Here is a 19,439-nt window from a genome sequence, read left to right as displayed (position 1 = left end):
CACGAATCAGGGATTTCGCTCGTGCCTCGCGACATCCCTGAGCGCTCCGCGCTGAAAATCAAAAACACGCTAAAATCCGACTGAGCAAAGCTCGTCGGATTTTAGCGTGTTTTTGATTTATTCGTGACCTCGGAGGGATTCGAACCCCCAACCCTCAGAGCCGAAATCTGATATTCTATCCAGTTGAACTACGAGGCCGCCTTATGTAAGGAGTGCAAAACTATAAAAAAGAACTACGCACCCAAGTGTTTTTTAACAAGACTCGACACTAATTTACCATCGGCCTGACCCGATAAAGCTGCCGTAACTAGCCCCATAGCCTTACCCATATTCGCCATACCTGATAGTCCATTTTCATCTAAAATAGCTTTCACGCGCGCATCTACCTCTTCTTCAGATAATTGCTGTGGCAAAAACCGTTCAATCACTTTTATTTGCTCCAATTCTGGCGCTGCCAAATCAGCGCGCCCCTGCTCTGTATAAATACTAGCGCTGTCTTTACGTTGCTTTACCAAACGCTGCAACAATTTTATCTCTTCAGACGGATCCAAATCCTCTTTCGCACCCGATTCTGTTTGGGCTAATAACAAAGCCGATTTTATAGCACGTAAAGCCTCTAAAGCAACCGTATCTTTAGCTTTCATGGCTGTTTTTAACTCTTCTGTAATTTGTGCCGCTAAACTCATGATTTCTAAATTTGAAGTGCAAAGGTACGCAAACTAACGCGCGTTTTAAAACCTGAAAATCCATAAAAAAACCCGAAGTTTCCTCCGGGTTCACTATTAATAATTATAAACGTACTTAATCTACATTGTCGTGTAAAAACGAGTTGTTTGAACGCAACTGTATGTCGTTATTGCTATCAATTCCCAACGAAGTACGCGACGCGCTGTTCGTGTTTGGTCCTTGTGTTAAGTCAATACCCGATCTTTTATATGCCGGCTCGCGTTCTAACTCGTCTATGCGCGCACTGTTGCTGTGAAACTTGTAATTGAACTCTTTCAACTTTCTGCGACGCTCTTCCGCTTTCAATCGATTCACTTCCTCCAAACTCATGTCGGTCGGATTGATATCAACAGGTGCCGAGTGGTTCGTAGCACTTGGCGTTTGAACAGGCGTTGCAGAGGTTTCTACTTGTTTCAAGGTAATGTTTAATTCTGCCGGAATTTGCTCCTCTGCCTTAGCTTGTGGCTGACTCTGAAGTAGGCTGTTCTCAAACTCCATATATTCTTCCAACGAATGCACAATTACACCATTTGAAGTAACGTCGGTAACCGGAACTACTTCTAAAGCTTCTACCACTTTAATTTCTTTTGTTTCCTGAGGTAAATCAAAAAGTAAGGTAGGCGCTTCCGTTTTTTCTGGCTGCGTTAACGGCAAGTCAAACGACAAAGAGATCTGCTCTTTTTCAACGCTTGCAACTGGTTTTTCTGTTACAACTTGCGTTGGTGTAAAGAAGAAGTCTTGCTCGGCTAATGGAGAAACAATTTCGAATGTTACATCGATATTTCTGATAAACTCTGTCGTAGCAATTAGTAAATCCGACTGTGGTGTTTCTACTACGGGAACAGCTGGCGTTACAATCTCGGGTGTAAACTCCACTGCGGCAGTTACATCTTTAATCGGCTCTTCAACCAACTCGTCATCTAAATTAAAAACGACTTTCGATTCAGAAACAACGGGAGTTTCTATCACAGGCGTTGGCAAAACGTAACCTGGTGTTAATTGCTGTGTTAATTTTTGCTCGTCTTCTAAGGTGTGAATAATCCGATTTGGAGCGGTATTCACGATTTCACTTTGTTGATCGGCATTAAAACCTGTAGCAATAATGGTTACAGAAATAGCTTCACCTAATTTCTCATCGTCGCCCACACCCATAATGATGTTGGCATTTCCACCTGCTTCTGCTTGGATGTGCTCGTTGATTTCACCGATTTCATCCATGGTAATCTCGTCGGTACCCGAAACGATAAGCAACAAAACGTTTTTCGCACCCGTAATTTTATTGTCATTCAACAAAGGAGAATCCAAAGCGTTAATGATGGCTTCTTTCGCACGGTTTTCGCCACTGGTTGTAGCCGAACCCATGATCGCTGTTCCGCTATTCGACAAAACTGTTTTCGCATCTTTTAAGTCGATGTTTTGTGTATAGTGGTGCGTAATTACTTCTGCAATACCTCTTGAAGCGGTTGCTAAAACTTCATCTGCTTTAGAGAATCCGGCTTTAAAACCAAGATTTCCGTAAACTTCGCGCAGTTTATTGTTGTTGATTACAATAAGCGAGTCTACCTGCTTGCGCAAGCGTTCTACACCGGCAAGTGCTTGTTCATGACGTACTTTACCTTCAAACTGAAACGGAATTGTTACGATTCCCACAGTAAGGATATCGCGTTCTTTAGACAATTTCGCAATTACAGGAGCAGCACCGGTTCCTGTACCGCCACCCATACCGGCAGTAATGAAAACCATTTTGGTGTTGCTGTCCAGCATTTTCTCGATTTCATTGACGCTTTCTATAGCCGCTTGCTGTCCGATTTCTGGATTTGCACCTGCGCCTAAACCTTCCGTTAATGTTACGCCTAACTGAATTTTGTTGGGCACCGGGCTATTTTGTAAAGCTTGCGAATCAGTGTTACACACAATAAAATCGACGCCTTTTATGCCTTGCTTAAACATGTGGTTGATTGCGTTACTTCCGCCGCCACCCACGCCGATAACTTTAATTACGTTTGATTGATTTTTTGGTAAATCAAACGCGATACTTCCAAAATCTGAGTTGCTTTCCATATTATGGGTATTTTACTGATCTAAATTATTATTCTGCATTCTCAAGGAAATCCTTGATTTTCTCTACATATCTGTCGAAAAACGACTTTTTCATTTTGCCTTCTGTTGAATTGGCCGACTTCGGTTCCATCGGTGTTTCTTCAATAACAACTGCCTCGGCTGGAGTAGCTGCAACAGGTTCTGCCTCAACAAAAGGCTCTGGCTTTGGCGTTGAAACAACTTCCGGAGCAAACTTCACAGCTGATTGTGTTTGATTGCGAATGGAATTCATAACCAAACCAACAGCCGTAGCGTAAAGTGGCGAAGATATTTCCTCGTCTGAATCGCCTGCTAAATGCTCGTTCGGATAGCCAATTCGCGTATCCATACCGGTGATGTATTCCACCAATTGTTTGATGTGCTTGAGTTGTGCACCACCACCTGTTAAAACAATACCGGCGATGAGTTTTTTGCGTGGACTCTCGTGACCATACGCTTTAATTTCCGCGAAAACCTGCTCGATAATTTCAACAACACGAGCATTAATTATCTTCGACAAGTTTTTTAGCGATATTTCTTTAGGTTCGCGATTTCTCAAACCAGGAATCGAAACAATTTCGTTGTCTTTATTTTCTCCTGGCCAAGCCGAACCAAATTTCACTTTCAGTAGTTCTGCTTGTTTTTCGATGATCGAACATCCTTCTTTTATGTCTTCGGTAATTACATTTCCTCCGAAAGGAATAACGGCTGTATGGCGAATGATTCCGTCTTTGAAAATGGCCAAATCGGTAGTTCCACCACCAATGTCGATTAACGCAACACCGGCTTCCTTCTCTTCCTGACTTAAAACGGCATCGGCCGAAGCTAAAGGCTCGAGAGTTAATCCAGACAACTGAATTCCGCTGCTTTGGATGCATCTGCCTACGTTTCGAATGCTTGCCGCCTGACCTACAACGACGTGAAAATTCGATTCCACACGACCACCCGACATACCAACTGGCTCTTTGATGTTGGCTTCACCATCGATTTTAAAATCTTGTGGCAGTACGTGAATAATTTCTTCACCGGGCAACATTGCTAGTTTATGAACCTGCGCAATTAATTGTTCGATATCCTGATCGCCAATTACTTCTTCTGGATTCGGGCGACTAATGTAATCGCTGTGTTGTAAAGAACGAATGTGCTGACCCGCAATACCAACCACTACATCTTTGATTTTGTAGCCAGATACACTTTCAGCTTCGGCAACAGCTTGTTGAATAGATTGAATGGTTTGGGTAATGTTATTTACTACACCACGTGCAACGCCCAAACTTTTCGACTTCCCTACTCCGAGAATCTCAAGCTTTCCGTACATATTGCGCTTGCCAATCATGGCTACAATCTTGGTTGTACCGATATCTAAACCAACCGCTATTTTTTCGTTACTCATAACTATTTATTTTGTGCACACTACTTGTTTTGTAAATCTCAAATTAACGAGCTTGTATTTTTCTAAACTCTTGTCGGCTTCTGCTTTAAAATAGAAAGCTTTGTAATTGCAAAACTTTCTATGTATGTGCTTTGGCTCACCAAAGTCGATTTTAAAATCATAACTCCGGCTCAACATCAGTAAAGAACCATTTGGGGCAATTTTTACTCCGATGATGTCTTTCTTTAAAAAAGAATCATCGTTGATGTACTTCAAGACTTCACAAATGTCTTTTGTGTTTTCTTTGGTAATTGCTCCTGTAACAAGCGGAACACGCGCCGAAGTCAGTTCAGACAGCGGCATTTTAGTCCCTGCATCGTCAATATAAAAAATCATACCATCGTTTACCCAACGTGCCACGGGTGCGCGTTGCTCAACTTTAGCTCGTAAAACGCCGTCGATTCCCAGCGAAACTTCTGATTTTTTGATCATTGGATTCGCGTTAAGCGTGTGCTCCAATTGATTCAAATCTAAATTTTCTTTTGCGTGGCTTCCTGCCTCTCTAATATTTTCTATTAACAATTTATTAACCGTCGTTTTGCTAATAAACTGATCTTTTGTCGGTTCGAAAAAGACCAAAGTCTTTGCAATTTGTCGGCTTTTATTGCGGTTTACCGAGAAAGCATACAAAGCAATCAGTACCAAAAGCATGGTAAATAATCGGATGTTGTATAGCAGATTTCTCTTTTTACTCGCTTCCATGTAACATCTTTTTTATATCACTTACCAAGACACCGATATCGCCTGCTCCAATCGTTAAAACAATCCGTGCTTTTGACTGGCGTATTGTTTCCAGAATCGCCGATTTTTCGATCAACACTGCCTGTTTGTTTTCCATCTGCGAAAGCAACCACGAGCTAGTTATTCCAGCAATAGGCAGCTCTCTCGCAGGATAAATTTCCAATAACGCAACTTCATCAAACGCACTTAACGCCTTCGCGAAATCGGCTCCAAAATCTTGCGTTCGGCTGAACAAATGCGGTTGGAAAATGGCCAAAATACGATCGTTCGGATACAATTCGCGCAAAGCCTGATGCACGGCTGCAATTTCGGTTGGATGGTGTGCGTAATCGTCTATGTAAACACGTTCGTCTGATTTATACACTTGGGAAAATCTGCGTTCAATTCCGCGGAAGCTCTTCAACGCTAGTTTAATATCGGCATTAGCAATTCCGTAAGCTTTTGCCATAGCCAAAGCGGTTAAAGCGTTGCTAAGATTGTGGCGTCCGGGAAGTCCAAATTCTAAATCGCGAATTTCCTCTTCAAAATAACGAACATCAAAAATATAGTTTCCATTTTCGATTCGAATATTTGTTGCGGACACATCGGCGCTTTCGGTGCTCGATATGGTATGTCCTGCAATGGGAATGCCTTTGGCAACAAATCGTTTATCAGCAGCTACTTTTTCAGCAAACTGATTAAATCCTTCGGCTATATTTTCCGCAGTTCCGTAAATATCCAGATGATCGGCATCTACAGAAGTTACACAAAGCAAATCAGGCGAGAGTTTTAAAAAAGAACGATCAAACTCATCGGCTTCCACAACGGTAACTGTCTTTCCCGTTCCAATTAAATTACTGCCGTATTGCTCAACAATTCCACCAACAAAAGCCGTAACATCGGTCTTTGCTGTGTACAAAATATGACCCAAAATAGCGGAAGTTGTGGTTTTACCGTGTGTTCCAGCTACAGCAAAACAAAAGGTGTCTTGCGTTATTAAGCCCAAAACTTCGGCGCGTTTCATGATCTGATAGTTATGCGTGAGGAAGTAGTTCCATTGCGCATGATCTTTTGGAACAGCGGGCGTTAGCACTACCAAGGTTTCATCGGGATTAAAATCCTGGACGATACTTACATCTTCTGAAAAGCAAATAGCAATTCCGAGTTCTTGTAAACCGGCGGTTATGGCCGAAGGCGTTTTATCGTAGCCCGAAACTTGTTTTCCCAAACGGTGAAAATATTTTGCTAAAGCCGACATGCCGATGCCGCCAATCCCGAGGAAATAGATGTATTTTATATGTGCTAACTTCATCTCTTTTGCAGGATTTCAAAAATTAAATCGACGATATCTTGAGTAGCTCGTGGCATTGCCAACTGCTTAATATTTTCTGATAATTGCTTTTGCAAATCGTTGTCGCGGAACAAATTGGAGAATGTACTTTCGAATGCTGTTTCGAGTTCGCTTTCGCGGAGCATCATTGCTGCATTTTTATCAACTAACGATTGTGCATTTTTAGTTTGATGATCTTCGGCAACATTCGGACTAGGAATAAAGATTACCGGTTTACCTACCAAACAAAGCTCGGAAACAGACGAAGCTCCTGCGCGAGAAATAATGATGTCGGCATTGTTGTAGGCTGTTTCCATAGACTCGATAAAAGCCGAAACTATGATTCCGTCGGAGTTATATTTAGTGTATGTACTCTCATAATTTTTACCACATTGCCAGTATACGTTAATTCCGAGACTCTTGAAGAGTGGTAGGTGTTTTTCTACCAGTTTATTCACGGCATAGGCGCCTAAACTTCCGCCTAAAACCAGTAAGGTAGGTTGGTTATTATCAAAGAGCTTTTGACTTGGTTTTTCGGAAGCCGCAACAAGCGATTGACGTACCGGATTTCCAGTAAGCCGAATCTTATCTTTTGGGAAGAAACGTTCAAGCTTATCGTAGGCTACACAAATGACGGCTGCGTATTTAGCCAACCATTTATTGGTAATTCCTGGAAATGAATTCTGTTCTTGTAAAACTGTTGGAATTCCTGCAAAAGCTGCTGCTCGCAATAATGGTCCGCTGGCAAAGCCTCCGGTTCCAATACAAACATCTGGTTTGAATGACTTAACAATACGATAGCTGTCAATCAACGATTTCAATAATTTTATGGGAAATAATAGATTGTCGACCGTTAGTTTGCGTTGAATTCCGGCAATCCACAAGCCCTTTATCGGGTATCCGGCTTGTGGGACTTTTTGCATTTCCATTTTATCTCGTGCGCCCACAAAAAGGATATCGGCATCCGGATTTCTGCGACGAATCTCATCGGCAATAGCAATTGCTGGGAAAATATGGCCGCCCGTTCCGCCGCCACTAACAATCACTTTGAGTTTATGGTTTTTTCCTTTTGTCATGATTGAACGGCTTTAGTTTCTGATACAACTCCGTTAAGGGCTTCGGCTTCGGCAAGCTGGCGTTCTTCTTCAAGTTGTTTGTCGATTAGTTTTTGGAGCGCCGCTTCACGAGCATCTCGTTCGGCTTGTTCTTCTGCAAATTCTTCTTCTTTTTTCGTTGCACTGAGTATCACCCCGATGGCAAAAAAGGTCATCCAAATCGAACTACCTCCGCTGGAAACCAAGGGTAAGGTTTGTCCGGTTACGGGCAATAATTGTACAGCAACTCCCATATTGATGAGCGCTTGGAATATGATGGGAAATCCGAGACCGATAATAAGTAGCTTCCCGTAAGTTGATTTTGCTTTATGTGCCGTAATGATGAATCGTAAAAACAGCAACATGTACAGAGACAACACGGCGAGTCCGCCCAGCAAACCGTATTCTTCTACGATAATCGCAAAGATAAAATCGGATGATGACTGCGGAAGGAAGTTCTTTTGTACACTTTTCCCTGGTCCGAGACCGTATAAACCTCCTGTTGCAATGGCCGTTTTGGCTTTTTCTATTTGATAATCGTCGTTTTGCGCATCGGTTTTTTCGTCTTCATTTACAAACGATTCGAAACGCTTTTCCCAGGTTGCCACACGGTGAAACAATCCGGTTTTAACTTCGGGCTGCGTTTTATTGACAAACTTCCCGACGGCGATAAATAGCGCAAAAGCCGTTACTCCAATTCCAACAACACCAAACAAATACTTCAGCGGGTAATTCGCGGTAAATGCCAACATGAGCACCATCGCAAAGATTAAAGCCGCCGTGGAAAAGTTGTTGGGTAGAATCAGCATAAGTGTGACGCCAACGGGCAACCATAAATTAATGAGTGTGCTTTTGAAAGTGAGTGGTTCTTCTCGCTTTCGCGAAAGATAAAACGCCACAAACATCATTAACATCACAAATGCAGCCGTGGAAGGCTGAAAGGTTATCGAAGTTCCAGGTATTCGAAGCCAACGTGTAGCTGAACCTTGTTCGACACCAATAAAATAGGTTGCCGCAATTAGTAACCAACTGAAGGGAAGCAGCAAAATTGCGATTGCTTTAAAGCGATTCACCTGAATTTTCTGCACTTGATACAGTATCCAAAATCCAAAACCAATATGAACCGCATGTTTTACGAGGTAGCCGAGCGTATTTCCGGTGCCGTGGTTCATGTAGGCCAGATTACTACTGGCACTAAATACAGGCATAAACGAAAATAGGGCAAGTAAGGCCACGAACGACCAAATGCCTTTATCTCCTTTTAAACGCTGTATAAACTTAAACATACTATTATAAGTTTTGAACCGCTAGTTTAAACTGACGTCCGCGATCTTCATAATTTTCAAACAAATCGAAACTCGCACAAGCAGGCGACAACAACACCGTATCGCCTTTTTCGGCAATTCTCTGAGCGGTTCTAACGGCATCTTGCATAGATCCCACTTCTACCATAACCTCAACCACATTACCAAAGGCATCGATGATTTTGCGATTATCAACACCTAAACAAATAATAGCTTTTACCTTTTCGCGAACCAAAGCCATCAACTCGGTATAATCGTTTCCTTTATCAACACCACCAACAATCCATACGGTTGGAGTCGTCATGCTGTCTAAAGCAAAGAAAGTAGCGTTTACATTAGTAGCTTTACTATCATTAATGTATTGTACGTTTTGAATTTTAAGTACTTTTTCTAATCGATGTTCCACACCTTGAAAATTCGACAAACTCTCACGAATCGTTTCCTTTCTTATCTTCATAAGCATAGCCACAGAAGTAGCTGCCATGGCGTTCTTAACATTGTGTTTGCCTTCAAGGGCTAGGTGCGCGGTGTCTATAGAAAAATTGTCGTCGTTGAGTTTAAGTTTCATAGTATTCTCGTTTAATGTACCTCCAACAGGCAGTGGTTTGGTTATAGAAAAAGGTATTTTAGTTGCTTTAGTGTCGATTTTTGAGAGAAACTGCACGAGCGTTTCATCGTCGGCATCGTAAATCAGATAGTCGTTTTCGCTTTGATTCATAGTTATTCTAAACTTAGAAGCGATGTACGATTCGTACTGATAATTGTATCGATCTAAGTGGTCTGGCGACAAATTGGTAATGATTGCGATGTGTGGTTTGAACGTGTAGCTGTCATCTAACTGAAAACTACTCACTTCCAACACATAACAATCGAAATCTTGTTCGGCTACTTGCCAAGCGAAACTCTTTCCGATGTTTCCGCCCAAGCCCACGTGTAAACCTCCATTTTTCAATAAATGATAGGTTAAGAGCGTGGTTGTGGTTTTGCCGTTTGAACCCGTTATGGCTATTATTGTTGCATTTGTGTACGGAATGGCGAACTCAATTTCGGAAACCACTGGTATTTTGTTTTCGCGGATTTTCTGAACAATTGGCGCCTTATCGGGAATTCCCGGACTTTTCATAACCAAAGTGGCATTAAGGATCTCAGCTTCGGTGTGTTGCTGCTGTTCCCAACGAATGCCGTTAAGGTTCAAGATTTCTTGGTAATGTGGTTTCACGGCGCCGCCATCGGAAAGAAAAACATCAAAACCTTGTTTCTTTCCTAAAATAGCAGTTCCTACACCGCTTTCGCCTCCGCCAAGAATAACTAATTTTTTCATTATCTGAGTTTCAGCGTAACAATGGATAAAATGGCGAGTAAAATCCCGACAATCCAGAAACGGGTTACAATTTTACTTTCGTGATAGCCTTTTTTCTGGTAGTGATGATGGAGCGGCGACATCAAGAAAATACGTCGGCCTTCGCCAAATTTCTTTTTGGTGTACTTGAAATAACTCACTTGAAGCACCACTGAGAAATTCTCCACTAAGAAAATTCCACACAAAAGCGGAATCAAAAGTTCCTTTCGAACGGAAATAGCCAAAACCGCAATAATTCCACCGATGGTTAAACTTCCGGTATCGCCCATAAAAACCGAGGCAGGATAGGAATTATACCAAAGAAAACCTACCAATGCCCCAACGAAAGAAGCTATGTAAACTGTCATTTCTCCCGAATTGGGAATGTACATGATGTTCAGATAACTCGAAAAAATGATGTTTCCAGAAACAAACGTAAATATGCCTAAGGCAATCACTGAAATGGCGCTGGTTCCTGCTGCTAAACCATCGATTCCGTCGGTTAAATTAGCGCCGTTTGACACTGCGGTAATAATGAAGATAACAACCGGAATAAAAATCAACCAAGCGTAATTCTCGTAGCCATCGCCTAGGAACGACAAGACCTCGGCATAATCTAATTCGTTGTTTTTAAAGAACGGAATCGTTGTTGCGGTCGATTTTTCTTCAACAGGTTTGGGTGAAATCTGTGCCGTTTCCGACGCAAAATTATATTTAACTTGCTGATCTTTTCGAACGGTAACACCCGGATGTAAATACAAAACGGTACCTACAATCAAACCTAAGCCTACTTGACCTATAACTTTAAAAATGCCTTTTAAACCTTGCTTATCTTTCTTGAAGATTTTAATATAATCGTCTATAAACCCGATAGTTCCCATCCATAAGGTTGTAACTATCAGTAATATAACGTAAATGTTGTCGAGTTTTGCCAGCAGAAAAACCGGAATCAAGGTTGCTATGATGATAATTAATCCGCCCATAGTTGGTGTACCGGCTTTCTCATTTTGTCCGGCTAAACCGAGTTCGCGCACGGTTTCGCCGACTTGCTGATGTTTAAGGAAATTGATAATTCGCTTTCCAAAAATGGTTGATATGGCCAACGACAACAAAACCGCTAAAGCTGAACGAAACGTTATGTATTGAAAAACTCCTGCTCCTGGAACATTGAAGTTGTTATTTAGATAATCGAATAAGTAGTACAGCATAACTTATTTGTTTAGTTGGTTGGTTAATGTTTTAGCGATTTCCAAATCATCGAAATCGTATTTTACGCCGTTGATTTCTTGGTACGTTTCGTGTCCTTTTCCAGCAATGAGAATAATGTCGCCTGGATTCGATTGCGTGATCGCCGACTTTATTGCGCTTTTTCGATCAGAAATTGTAATGTATTTTTTGAAATTCTGTGGTTCCACACCAGCTTCAATCTCGGCTAAGATCAAATCTGGATTTTCGGTCCGTGGATTATCAGAAGTAAAAATGGTGTGGTTGCTCAATTTTGTGGCAATATTTCCCATAACCGGACGCTTAGTTGCATCGCGATCACCGCCACAACCTACCACGGTTATCAAATTTTCATTGCCTGTTCGAATACCGTTAATTGTATTCAATACATTTTCTAGGGCATCGGGTGTGTGTGCGTAATCTACAATTACAGTGATTTTCTGTTCGGTAATGAAATACTGAAACCTACCGGAAACGCTTTCCAATTCAGAAAGATATCGGAGTGCATCATCGTCGGGCATGCCAAGCAGTACAGCAGTTCCGTAAATGGCAAGAATGTTATAGGCGTTAAACGACCCGATTAGTTTCACCCAAACCTCTTTACTGTTTACTTTTAAGAGTAGTCCGCCAATCTGATTTTCAAGAATCTGTGCTCGGAAATCGGCGAAGGTTTTTAGTGCATACGTACGCTGAGCGGCAACGGTGTTTTGGAACATGATGTTTCCGTTCTTATCATCGATATTCACCAAAGCAAAAGCATCGCGATCTAATTCATCAAAGAATTTCTTTTTCACATCGCGGTATTCGCTAAAAGTTTTGTGATAATCGAGGTGATCGTGCGACAAATTGGTGAAAATAGCACCGGCAAATCGCAAACCTTTGGTTCGATTTTGGTGGATTCCGTGCGAACTCACTTCCATAAAACAGTAGTCGACGCCGGCATCTACCATCTGACGTAGATAATTATTTATCGAAATAGAATCTGGAGTTGTATGCGTAGCTGGAAATTCTTGCGAATCGACCACAATTTTAACCGTAGATAGCAAGCCCGTTTTAAATCCTGCACGCTGAAATAATTGATGCAGTAACGTAGCTACGGTGGTTTTACCATTGGTTCCCGTTACGCCAACTAATTTGAGTTGTTGCGACGGATTATCGTAAAAGTTTGCTGCCACCTGCGCCATGGCTTCGGTTGTGCTTCCTACCACGGCATAACAAACGTTGGGCTGTATTTTTTCGGGAGCTCGCTCACACACAATTGCGCGACAACCGTTGGCAATTACTTGATCGATAAACTTGTGACCATCTGTCTTGGTTCCAGAAACGGCGAAGAAAAGCGAATCGGCTTGAGCTTGTCGCGAATCGAAAGTAAGCGATTGAACCGGAACGCTTGTTGTTCCGATAACCGACTCCAATCTAACTTTATATAAGAGGTCTTTCAATACTTTCACGACAATTCCAATATTATAGTTTCGTTTTTCTTTAGAGGTTCGCCTGGTGGAATCGATTGTTTTTTCACTTTTCCGATTCCGCGAACGCGAACTTTCAACTTTAAATTCTCCAAAAGTGCTGCTGCATCCATACCGGGCATACCTTTCACGTTAGGAATGCGCTTGAGATCGTCGGCACTTTTTGCGATATACGTTTCGTAGGCTTGCTCAACTTTTTTAGATTTTCCTTGCAATCCTTTGATCTTATTCATCGTTGGCGAATCGGTGAAAATCTTTTGGGCAATTCGTTTAAAAACTGGGCCAGCAACGTCGGCACCGTAATAGCCTTTCGCCACATTAGGCTTATGTACGACAACAATGCAGGAGTATTTTGGGTTATCGGCTGGGAAGTAACCCACAAACGAAGAGGTGTAATACAAGTTTCCTTCTCCTTTGTTGTAATCTACCTGAGCGGTTCCCGTTTTTCCTGCCATGGAAAAATCTTTCGAATACAAGCTGCTTGCCGTTCCGCGTTTTACTACGTTTTCTAGCACTGCATGTAATTTGTCGATGGTTTTATCAGAGCAAATTTTCGGATGAATAATTTCTTTATCGAATTTTTTAATCACGCGGTTCCACTCACGAATTTCTTTCACAAATTGTGGTTTAACCATTTCGCCATTATTGGCCACGGCGTTGTACAATGTTAGCGTTTGAAGCGGCGTAACGGCCACTCCGTAGCCAAATGCCATCCACGGAAGTGAAATAGCCGACCATTTCGGATCGTCGGGCGTACGTATTACCGGTCGGCCTTCTCCCGCGAAGGGTAAACCCAGTGGCTTATGTAATTTATAATCGTAAATACGGTCAACAAACTGCTTTGGGTCGGATTTATACGCTTTGTAAACGGCTTGAACCAAAACGGTGTTTGAGGACACTTCGAAACCACGTGCTAGCGAAATTTTACCATAACCACCTTTCTTCGAATCTTTTACCAATTTTCCACGATAGGAAATCACACCTCCGTTACTGTCGTATACCGAACTCGTATCGGCTTTTTCATCTTCAAGTAAGGCAATCAGGTCGAGTAGTTTAAAGGTCGATCCCGGTTCATGCGACTCGCCAACGGCATAATTTAATTTCTCGTAATAATTTCCTTGCGAATCGCGCCCTAAATTCGAAATGGCTTTTACATCGCCGGTTTTAGTTTCCATAACTACCACACAACCGTGATCGGCACTGTAATGTTCGAGCTGTTTTAGTAGGGCGTGATGTGCAATGTCTTGGATATAAACGTCGATGGTAGAGATAACGTCGTAGCCGTCTTGTGGTTCAATTTCATTGTTATCACGAATGGGTTTCCATTGTCCTTTTGCGATTTTTTGTTTGAGAACCTTACCGTCTTTACCGTTTAAGTAACGCGAAAATGCGCCTTCAATACCGGCATTTCTCGCCTGACCGTCGCCGTCGACACGCTCGTAACCAATGGTTCGTTCGGCTATTTTACCGATGGGATGTTCGCGAACTGTCTTTTGATCAACGATCATTCCGCCTTTGTACGTTCCTTTATTGAAGAGTGGAAAGCTTTTAACTTCCATATAATCGGTATACGACAGTCCTTTTTCAACAAGCAAATAGCGATTTTCCGTACGACGCGCTTTCAGAAACTTTGCGAGATATTCCGATTTTGGCTTTCGAAATTTCTTGGAAAGTGCCGCAGCTAACGGTCCGATCTCCTTGTCGAAATCGGCTTTGGAAGGCGCCATCGCATCGAATCGAATGGTATAGTTCGGAACGGAAGTAGCGAGCAAACTGCCATCGGAGGAATATACGTTTCCTTTATTGGCGGGAATAACGAAAGTTTTTACACTCTTTTCCTTTGCGATTTTTCGGTAGTGGTTCCCTTCAACCCACTGAATGTTTGTGAGTTTAATAACAATACAAATCGCGGCGATCAACATTCCTGCGATCACAGCGTACAATCTGTAATTATTATTTTTAGGTTCTACTCCCATAGTTTTTCAAACCACTTTTTTTCGGTTGGTTTTAAGACTTTTATTTTTACTGGCGGAACCGATGATGGATAGATGGCGCGTTTTTCCATCTTTTGTGCAACGGTCGACTCCATTTTGAGTTTCATTAATTGCGATTTCCGATCTACAAACTCCGAACGCAGTTCTTTCACTTCGGAACTCAATTCGGCGATTCGGATGATTTTTTGTTCGTAACGATTGGTATTCCAAATCATAATCATAGCCAAAACAATCAGGTAGGTAATAAATACCCAATTTCGAGTCGCGTGTTCATTGACTAGAAAGCGCGCCTTGATGATATTGTAAACACTCCCTTTCATTTTTTTGCGATTTGAACTTTTTCTGCAATTCGAAGTTTGGCGCTGCGCGAACGACTATTGGCTTCTAATTCGGCTTGATCGGGAACAATTAGCTTTCCGATTGCTTTTAGCGGCACTTGAAAGTTTCCAAAGAAATCGCGTTCGGGTTCGCCTTCAAACTGACCGTTTTTGATGAGTCGTTTTACCAGACGATCTTCCAAGGAATGATACGATATCACCGATAAGCGTCCGCCGGGCTTCAACACATCAACGGCTTGTTCGAGCATTTCTCGAAGCACATCGATTTCTTCATTCACCTCAATTCGAATGGCTTGATATACTTGAGCTAAGATTTTATGGCTTTTATGTGCTGGATAAAACGGGCGTAGCACTTCTTTTAAGCGCTCGGTAGTGGCAATCGGATTTGGGTTTCGGTGGTGTACGATGGTTCGTGCCATGGCCGGAGCCGATTTTAACTCGCCGTATTCCAACAAAATATGTTTTAGTGCTTTCTCTTCGTACTCGTTGATTACGGTATACGCCGATTTTGAGTTGCTTTTGCTCATACGCATATCGAGCGGGGCGTCGAAACGAGTTGAGAATCCGCGTTCAGCTACATCGAACTGATGAGACGAAACGCCTAAGTCGGCTAAAATGCCATCGACTTCTGTGATTCCGTGAAATCTTAAAAATCGTTTTAAATGTCTGAAGTTGTGCGGTATCAGTGTAAATCGTTCGTCGTCGATTCGGTTTTCCCAAGCGTCTTCATCTTGGTCGAATGCGAATAACTTTCCGTTCGGTCCGAGGTATTTTAAGATTTCGCGCGAATGTCCGCCGCCGCCGAAAGTTACGTCCACGTAAACGCCGTCGGGTTTAATAGCAAGCCCGGCAACTGTTTGTTCGAGTAAAACGGCATTATGATAATCCATCACTTCCATCGTTCAAATTCCCCATCACATCTTCAGCTAGATCCGCAAAATTCACAGCGGTATCTGCAATTACTTTTTCATACGTGTCTTTGTCCCAGATTTCAATAATGTTGATTGCGCTCGACAAGACAATGTCTTTTTTGATTTGAGCAATCCCTTGTAAATCTTTGGGAATCAACAAACGCCCGTTCACATCGATATCGGTTAAGCGTACGCCAGCCGAAAAGCGACGAATAAAATCGTCGTGCTTTTTCACAAAACGGTTGAGTTTATTGACTTTTGCCATCATGGCATTCCACTCGGCCATCGGATAGAGCTCCAGACAGGACTGAAATACCGATCGTTTCAATACGAAACCATCATTGATAGCCAATTGCTTCTTTAAAGCCAAAGGAATAAGTAGCCGACCTTTGTCGTCTATCTTACATTCGTATGTACCTATAATGGGTGTCAACACTTTAGCCTTAAAAAACAGTTCAAGCAAAAGTAAATAATTAATTCCCACTCACTCCCAAAATTTCCCACATTGTTAATAAGTTGTGCCATTTTAACAATCTCGTTTCTTAAAAAAACGAGCATTTATTGAGGTTTACGGGGAAATACTGTGGTGGGAATAAATGAAAATTAATGTTCCTGTAAATCGCTTATATTTGCCAGAATTAAAAGCCTACCAATAACCGACTGTTCATGCAAGAAGCGATTAAGAAAGAAGGGAAGTTTAAATATTTCGAAGCCGGATCGGGCCGTCCGATTATCATTTTACACGGGTTAATGGGCGGATTGAGCAATTTTGATGGTGTTGCCGAATTTTTTCCGCAACAAGGTTATCACGTTTTAATTCCGGAATTGCCTTTGTACACGCAGAATATTTTGAAAACGAATGTGCGTGCTTTTGCAAAGTTTGTGAAAGATTTTATTACGTATAAAGGTTTGGATCGCGTGATTTTGCTTGGGAATTCGCTTGGCGGACACATTGCCTTGTATCATGCAAAGTTGTATCCTGAGAAAATGGCTGGTTTGGTAATAACCGGAAGTTCAGGCTTGTATGAAAACGCTATGGGCGACAGTTATCCGCGTCGTGGCGACAGAGATTACATTCAGAAAAAAGCGGAAGACGTATTTTACGATCCGAAAATTGCTACGCCTGAAATTGTTGACGAAGTGTATAATGTTGCGAACGATCGGATAAAACTGATTAAAACGCTTACCATCGCGAAAAGCGCCATTCGTCATAATATGGCAAAAGATTTACCTAAGATGCATTTACCCACTTGCATTATTTGGGGCAAAAACGATAAAGTTACTCCGCCGGAAGTGGCAGAAGAATTTAATAAATTACTTCCTAATTCGGAATTGTTTTGGATTGACAAATGCGGACACGCTGCAATGATGGAACATCCAGACGAGTTTAATAAGCTGATGTACAATTGGTTGAAGTCGCATAACTTCTAATGAAAATTACAAGCGCAAAATTTGTCATCAGTAATTCGGAGGCTGCTAAATGTCCGCCGGAACGCATTCCCGAATATGCATTCATCGGACGTTCGAACGTTGGAAAATCGTCGTTGATTAACATGCTTACGGGCAATAAATCCTTGGCAAAAACTTCGGCTAAACCCGGAAAAACGCAGCTTATCAATCACTTTAAAATCAACGAAAACTGGTTTTTGGTAGATTTACCGGGCTATGGTTACGCCAAAGTTTCGAAGAAGGTAAAAGCAACGTTTCAGAAATTCATAACCGATTATTTCGAAACGCGCGAACAATTGGTTTGTGCTTTTGTATTGATCGACATCCGCTTAGAACCACAAAAAATCGACTTAGAGTTTTTTACGTATCTGGGCGAATCGCAAATTCCGTTCATCATGATTTTTACGAAAGCGGATAAAATTGGAGTGACCAAAGTTGATCAAGCCGTAAAGAACTACCAAAAGGCAATGCTAGCTGAAAATTGGGCAGAGCTTCCTCCCTACTTTGTGACCTCATCGGAAACCGGACGCGGTAGAGAAGAAATTCTGGCATACATTGACGAGTTAAATCAAGATCTTTTTAAAGAAGACCCTCTTTGGTAAATCATTAATTTACCCCACCTTTCAAATTCAATTTCTCGGCAAAATAATCTGTGAATTGCCTCGTGGTATCGGCCATTCATTCATTGGCTGTGGCGCGCAAATACGTATCGGTTAAGCCCACTAAAGTTTGGTGGATTAACCGTTTCATCTAATCGCAAGAAATATCATTGCACTACCAAACTTATGTCTAGAGCCATTTCATCTTTAAGAAGACTAATCATTTCTCTTCTTGTAGCGGTAAAAATTAACAATCCAAAGCCGTTTGTTTGCCGTGACAAACATTTAATAGTTCCTTTGTCGGAAAATCATACATTACAAACTACAATCGAAGAAGTTATGTCGATCTTTAAAAACAGGAATTTATACCCCTATATTAAAATGTCGAAAAAGCAGCGCAATATAATCCTCAAGCCCTTGTTTAAATGCTTAACGAAATACTTATACTGTTAAAGCGGAAATACACCTTCTTGAGACTTTTTCATGAAAAAAAATCCTAGAAACTGAAATTGAAGACAGAGTTTATATCCGAAATGATCTTTGCCCTGTAAGAGCTACGGATTCAGTTCTGCTGACTGCTGCATGCACTAGTGAACAAAATATGGATGATTGCATGAATTGCGACATAAGTATTTGCACAAATGACCCGAATTATAATTCAATTTGTAAAGCAATTAACGGAAAACTACTATATTTGAATTTTTTAGAAAAAGAGGGCCTGGTTGCACCACTACCTTAGCCGTTAGTTGTATTGCAGTAGCTATTGTACATTAGAAATGAAAAACAGTAAACTAATATTTAGAACTCTTATCGCATTTGTTTTTGTTGGTACGTTTTACTTTTTATTTAAAATAACCTTCCGTGTACTTACATTTTTTCTGATATTAAGAAAGTTGCTAATCTTTATAATTTAGAACGCAATGAATTTGTAGTCTTAGATCCAAACGGTTTGGAAAGAAAAATTAACTTAAAAGACGGAAAGACGTACACCCTTCATTTTTGGGCTACTTGGTGCAAACCCTGCATTTCTGAGTTTGATGAATTTGAGAAATACAAATCTAAACTTGGCGACCAAGAATTTCTTTTTATTAGTCTTGAAGATCCGAAAAAAGTGCAAGATTTTCTAAAAGACAAGACATGAAAACTGAATTTTTACACTTGCGATTCGCTAGAACTTCCTTTTACACCCCGCGAAATCAAATACTACCCGACTAACATTTTCATAGAACGGGGTAAAATTGTATCTGCTAGTGTTGGACCTGTTAACTGGGAGGAGGTTAAATAATTTTAAGCCCTGAATTACTGATTCAGGGCTTTTTCAAATTCAATTTCTCTGCAAAATAATCCGTGAATTGCCTCATGGTATCAGCCATTAGTTCATCGGCTGTGGCGCGCAAATACGTATCGGTTAAGCCCACTAAAGTTTGGTGA

General features: G+C 41.5%; 18 protein-coding genes and 1 tRNA gene. 3 read left to right on the top strand and 16 right to left on the bottom strand.

The genetic code is table 11. The features are described from left to right. Positions 1 to 124 precede the first annotated feature (124 nt). The 15 genes from ACOVQQ_RS09915 to ACOVQQ_RS09845 all read right to left on the bottom strand — a co-directional run bounded on the left by ACOVQQ_RS09915 (position 125) and on the right by ACOVQQ_RS09845 (position 16,393). Positions 125 to 198: transfer RNA gene (locus ACOVQQ_RS09915), tRNA-Arg, on the bottom strand. Positions 199 to 233: 35 nt separating this feature from the next. Next, entirely contained in the window at positions 234 to 686 is a 453-nt protein-coding gene (locus tag ACOVQQ_RS09910) for a GatB/YqeY domain-containing protein (protein ID WP_298142699.1), read from the bottom strand. Positions 687 to 801: 115 nt separating this feature from the next. After that, on the bottom strand, positions 802 to 2,787 hold the full coding sequence (gene ftsZ / locus ACOVQQ_RS09905; RefSeq protein ID WP_421818061.1) for a cell division protein FtsZ: 1,986 nt from the start codon (positions 2,785 to 2,787) through the stop codon (positions 802 to 804). A 28-nt stretch (positions 2,788 to 2,815) separates the two neighbouring features. Further along, the gene (gene ftsA, locus ACOVQQ_RS09900) at positions 2,816 to 4,198 is read right to left on the bottom strand and encodes a cell division protein FtsA (protein WP_421818060.1); all 1,383 of its coding nucleotides are present in this window, start codon (positions 4,196 to 4,198) and stop codon (positions 2,816 to 2,818) included. A gap of 6 nt (positions 4,199 to 4,204) precedes the next feature. Next, complete coding sequence (locus ACOVQQ_RS09895; protein WP_421818059.1) at positions 4,205 to 4,939, bottom strand: cell division protein FtsQ/DivIB; 735 nt, start codon at positions 4,937 to 4,939, stop codon at positions 4,205 to 4,207. Further along, positions 4,926 to 6,269 (bottom strand): UDP-N-acetylmuramate--L-alanine ligase, encoded by a 1,344-nt coding sequence (gene murC / locus ACOVQQ_RS09890; RefSeq protein WP_421818058.1) that lies wholly within the window; start codon positions 6,267 to 6,269, stop codon positions 4,926 to 4,928. Before murC ends, ACOVQQ_RS09895 begins: the two co-directional genes overlap by 14 nt. Continuing rightward, the gene (gene murG, locus ACOVQQ_RS09885) at positions 6,266 to 7,363 is read right to left on the bottom strand and encodes an undecaprenyldiphospho-muramoylpentapeptide beta-N-acetylglucosaminyltransferase (RefSeq protein ID WP_421818057.1); all 1,098 of its coding nucleotides are present in this window, start codon (positions 7,361 to 7,363) and stop codon (positions 6,266 to 6,268) included. The genes murC and murG overlap by 4 nt, the downstream gene beginning before the upstream one ends. Then, positions 7,360 to 8,667, bottom strand: coding sequence for an FtsW/RodA/SpoVE family cell cycle protein (locus tag ACOVQQ_RS09880; RefSeq protein ID WP_421818056.1), 1,308 nt, complete (start codon positions 8,665 to 8,667; stop codon positions 7,360 to 7,362). The genes murG and ACOVQQ_RS09880 overlap by 4 nt, the downstream gene beginning before the upstream one ends. 4 nt (positions 8,668 to 8,671) lie before the next feature. Beyond that, positions 8,672 to 10,006, bottom strand: coding sequence for a UDP-N-acetylmuramoyl-L-alanine--D-glutamate ligase (murD, locus tag ACOVQQ_RS09875; protein ID WP_421818055.1), 1,335 nt, complete (start codon positions 10,004 to 10,006; stop codon positions 8,672 to 8,674). After that, complete coding sequence (gene mraY / locus ACOVQQ_RS09870) at positions 10,006 to 11,232, bottom strand: phospho-N-acetylmuramoyl-pentapeptide-transferase (RefSeq protein WP_421818054.1); 1,227 nt, start codon at positions 11,230 to 11,232, stop codon at positions 10,006 to 10,008. The genes murD and mraY overlap by 1 nt, the downstream gene beginning before the upstream one ends. A gap of 3 nt (positions 11,233 to 11,235) precedes the next feature. Further along, positions 11,236 to 12,699, bottom strand: coding sequence for a UDP-N-acetylmuramoyl-L-alanyl-D-glutamate--2,6-diaminopimelate ligase (locus tag ACOVQQ_RS09865; protein WP_421818053.1), 1,464 nt, complete (start codon positions 12,697 to 12,699; stop codon positions 11,236 to 11,238). Further along, entirely contained in the window at positions 12,696 to 14,693 is a 1,998-nt protein-coding gene (locus ACOVQQ_RS09860) for a penicillin-binding protein (protein WP_421818052.1), read from the bottom strand. The genes ACOVQQ_RS09865 and ACOVQQ_RS09860 overlap by 4 nt, the downstream gene beginning before the upstream one ends. After that, positions 14,684 to 15,031 carry an FtsL-like putative cell division protein gene (locus tag ACOVQQ_RS09855; protein ID WP_421818051.1) on the bottom strand — a complete coding sequence of 116 codons (348 nt, stop codon included), beginning with the start codon at positions 15,029 to 15,031 and terminating at the stop codon, positions 14,684 to 14,686. Before ACOVQQ_RS09855 ends, ACOVQQ_RS09860 begins: the two co-directional genes overlap by 10 nt. Beyond that, positions 15,028 to 15,939, bottom strand: a complete 912-nt coding sequence (gene rsmH, locus ACOVQQ_RS09850; protein WP_421818050.1) for a 16S rRNA (cytosine(1402)-N(4))-methyltransferase RsmH — start codon at positions 15,937 to 15,939, stop codon at positions 15,028 to 15,030. The genes ACOVQQ_RS09855 and rsmH overlap by 4 nt, the downstream gene beginning before the upstream one ends. Further along, positions 15,926 to 16,393, bottom strand: coding sequence for a division/cell wall cluster transcriptional repressor MraZ (locus ACOVQQ_RS09845; RefSeq protein WP_421818063.1), 468 nt, complete (start codon positions 16,391 to 16,393; stop codon positions 15,926 to 15,928). The genes rsmH and ACOVQQ_RS09845 overlap by 14 nt, the downstream gene beginning before the upstream one ends. A gap of 233 nt (positions 16,394 to 16,626) precedes the next feature. Between ACOVQQ_RS09845 and ACOVQQ_RS09840 the strand changes: the two genes are divergently transcribed. From ACOVQQ_RS09840 to ACOVQQ_RS09830, 3 genes are all read left to right on the top strand, one after another. Beyond that, a complete protein-coding gene (locus tag ACOVQQ_RS09840; RefSeq protein WP_094485940.1) occupies positions 16,627 to 17,391 on the top strand; it encodes an alpha/beta fold hydrolase in 765 nt (254 codons plus the stop codon). Beyond that, positions 17,391 to 18,011 (top strand): ribosome biogenesis GTP-binding protein YihA/YsxC, encoded by a 621-nt coding sequence (gene yihA, locus ACOVQQ_RS09835; protein WP_094485941.1) that lies wholly within the window; start codon positions 17,391 to 17,393, stop codon positions 18,009 to 18,011. The genes ACOVQQ_RS09840 and yihA overlap by 1 nt, the downstream gene beginning before the upstream one ends. Before the next feature lie 946 nt (positions 18,012 to 18,957). Further along, entirely contained in the window at positions 18,958 to 19,149 is a 192-nt protein-coding gene (locus ACOVQQ_RS09830) for a TlpA family protein disulfide reductase (protein WP_421818049.1), read from the top strand. Between the two features lie 166 nt (positions 19,150 to 19,315). On the opposite strand, the gene ACOVQQ_RS09825 is transcribed toward ACOVQQ_RS09830, so the two are convergent. After that, positions 19,316 to 19,426 (bottom strand): hypothetical protein, encoded by a 111-nt coding sequence (locus tag ACOVQQ_RS09825; RefSeq protein WP_421818062.1) that lies wholly within the window; start codon positions 19,424 to 19,426, stop codon positions 19,316 to 19,318. Between the last annotated feature and the right edge of the window lie 13 nt (positions 19,427 to 19,439).

Origin of the sequence: Flavobacterium sp. (genome assembly GCF_049240005.1) — a bacterium.
GTDB lineage: Bacteria > Bacteroidota > Bacteroidia > Flavobacteriales > Flavobacteriaceae > Flavobacterium.
The sequence above is the reverse complement of the archived record's forward strand: the minus strand, read 5'-3'. Positions and strand labels throughout refer to the sequence as shown.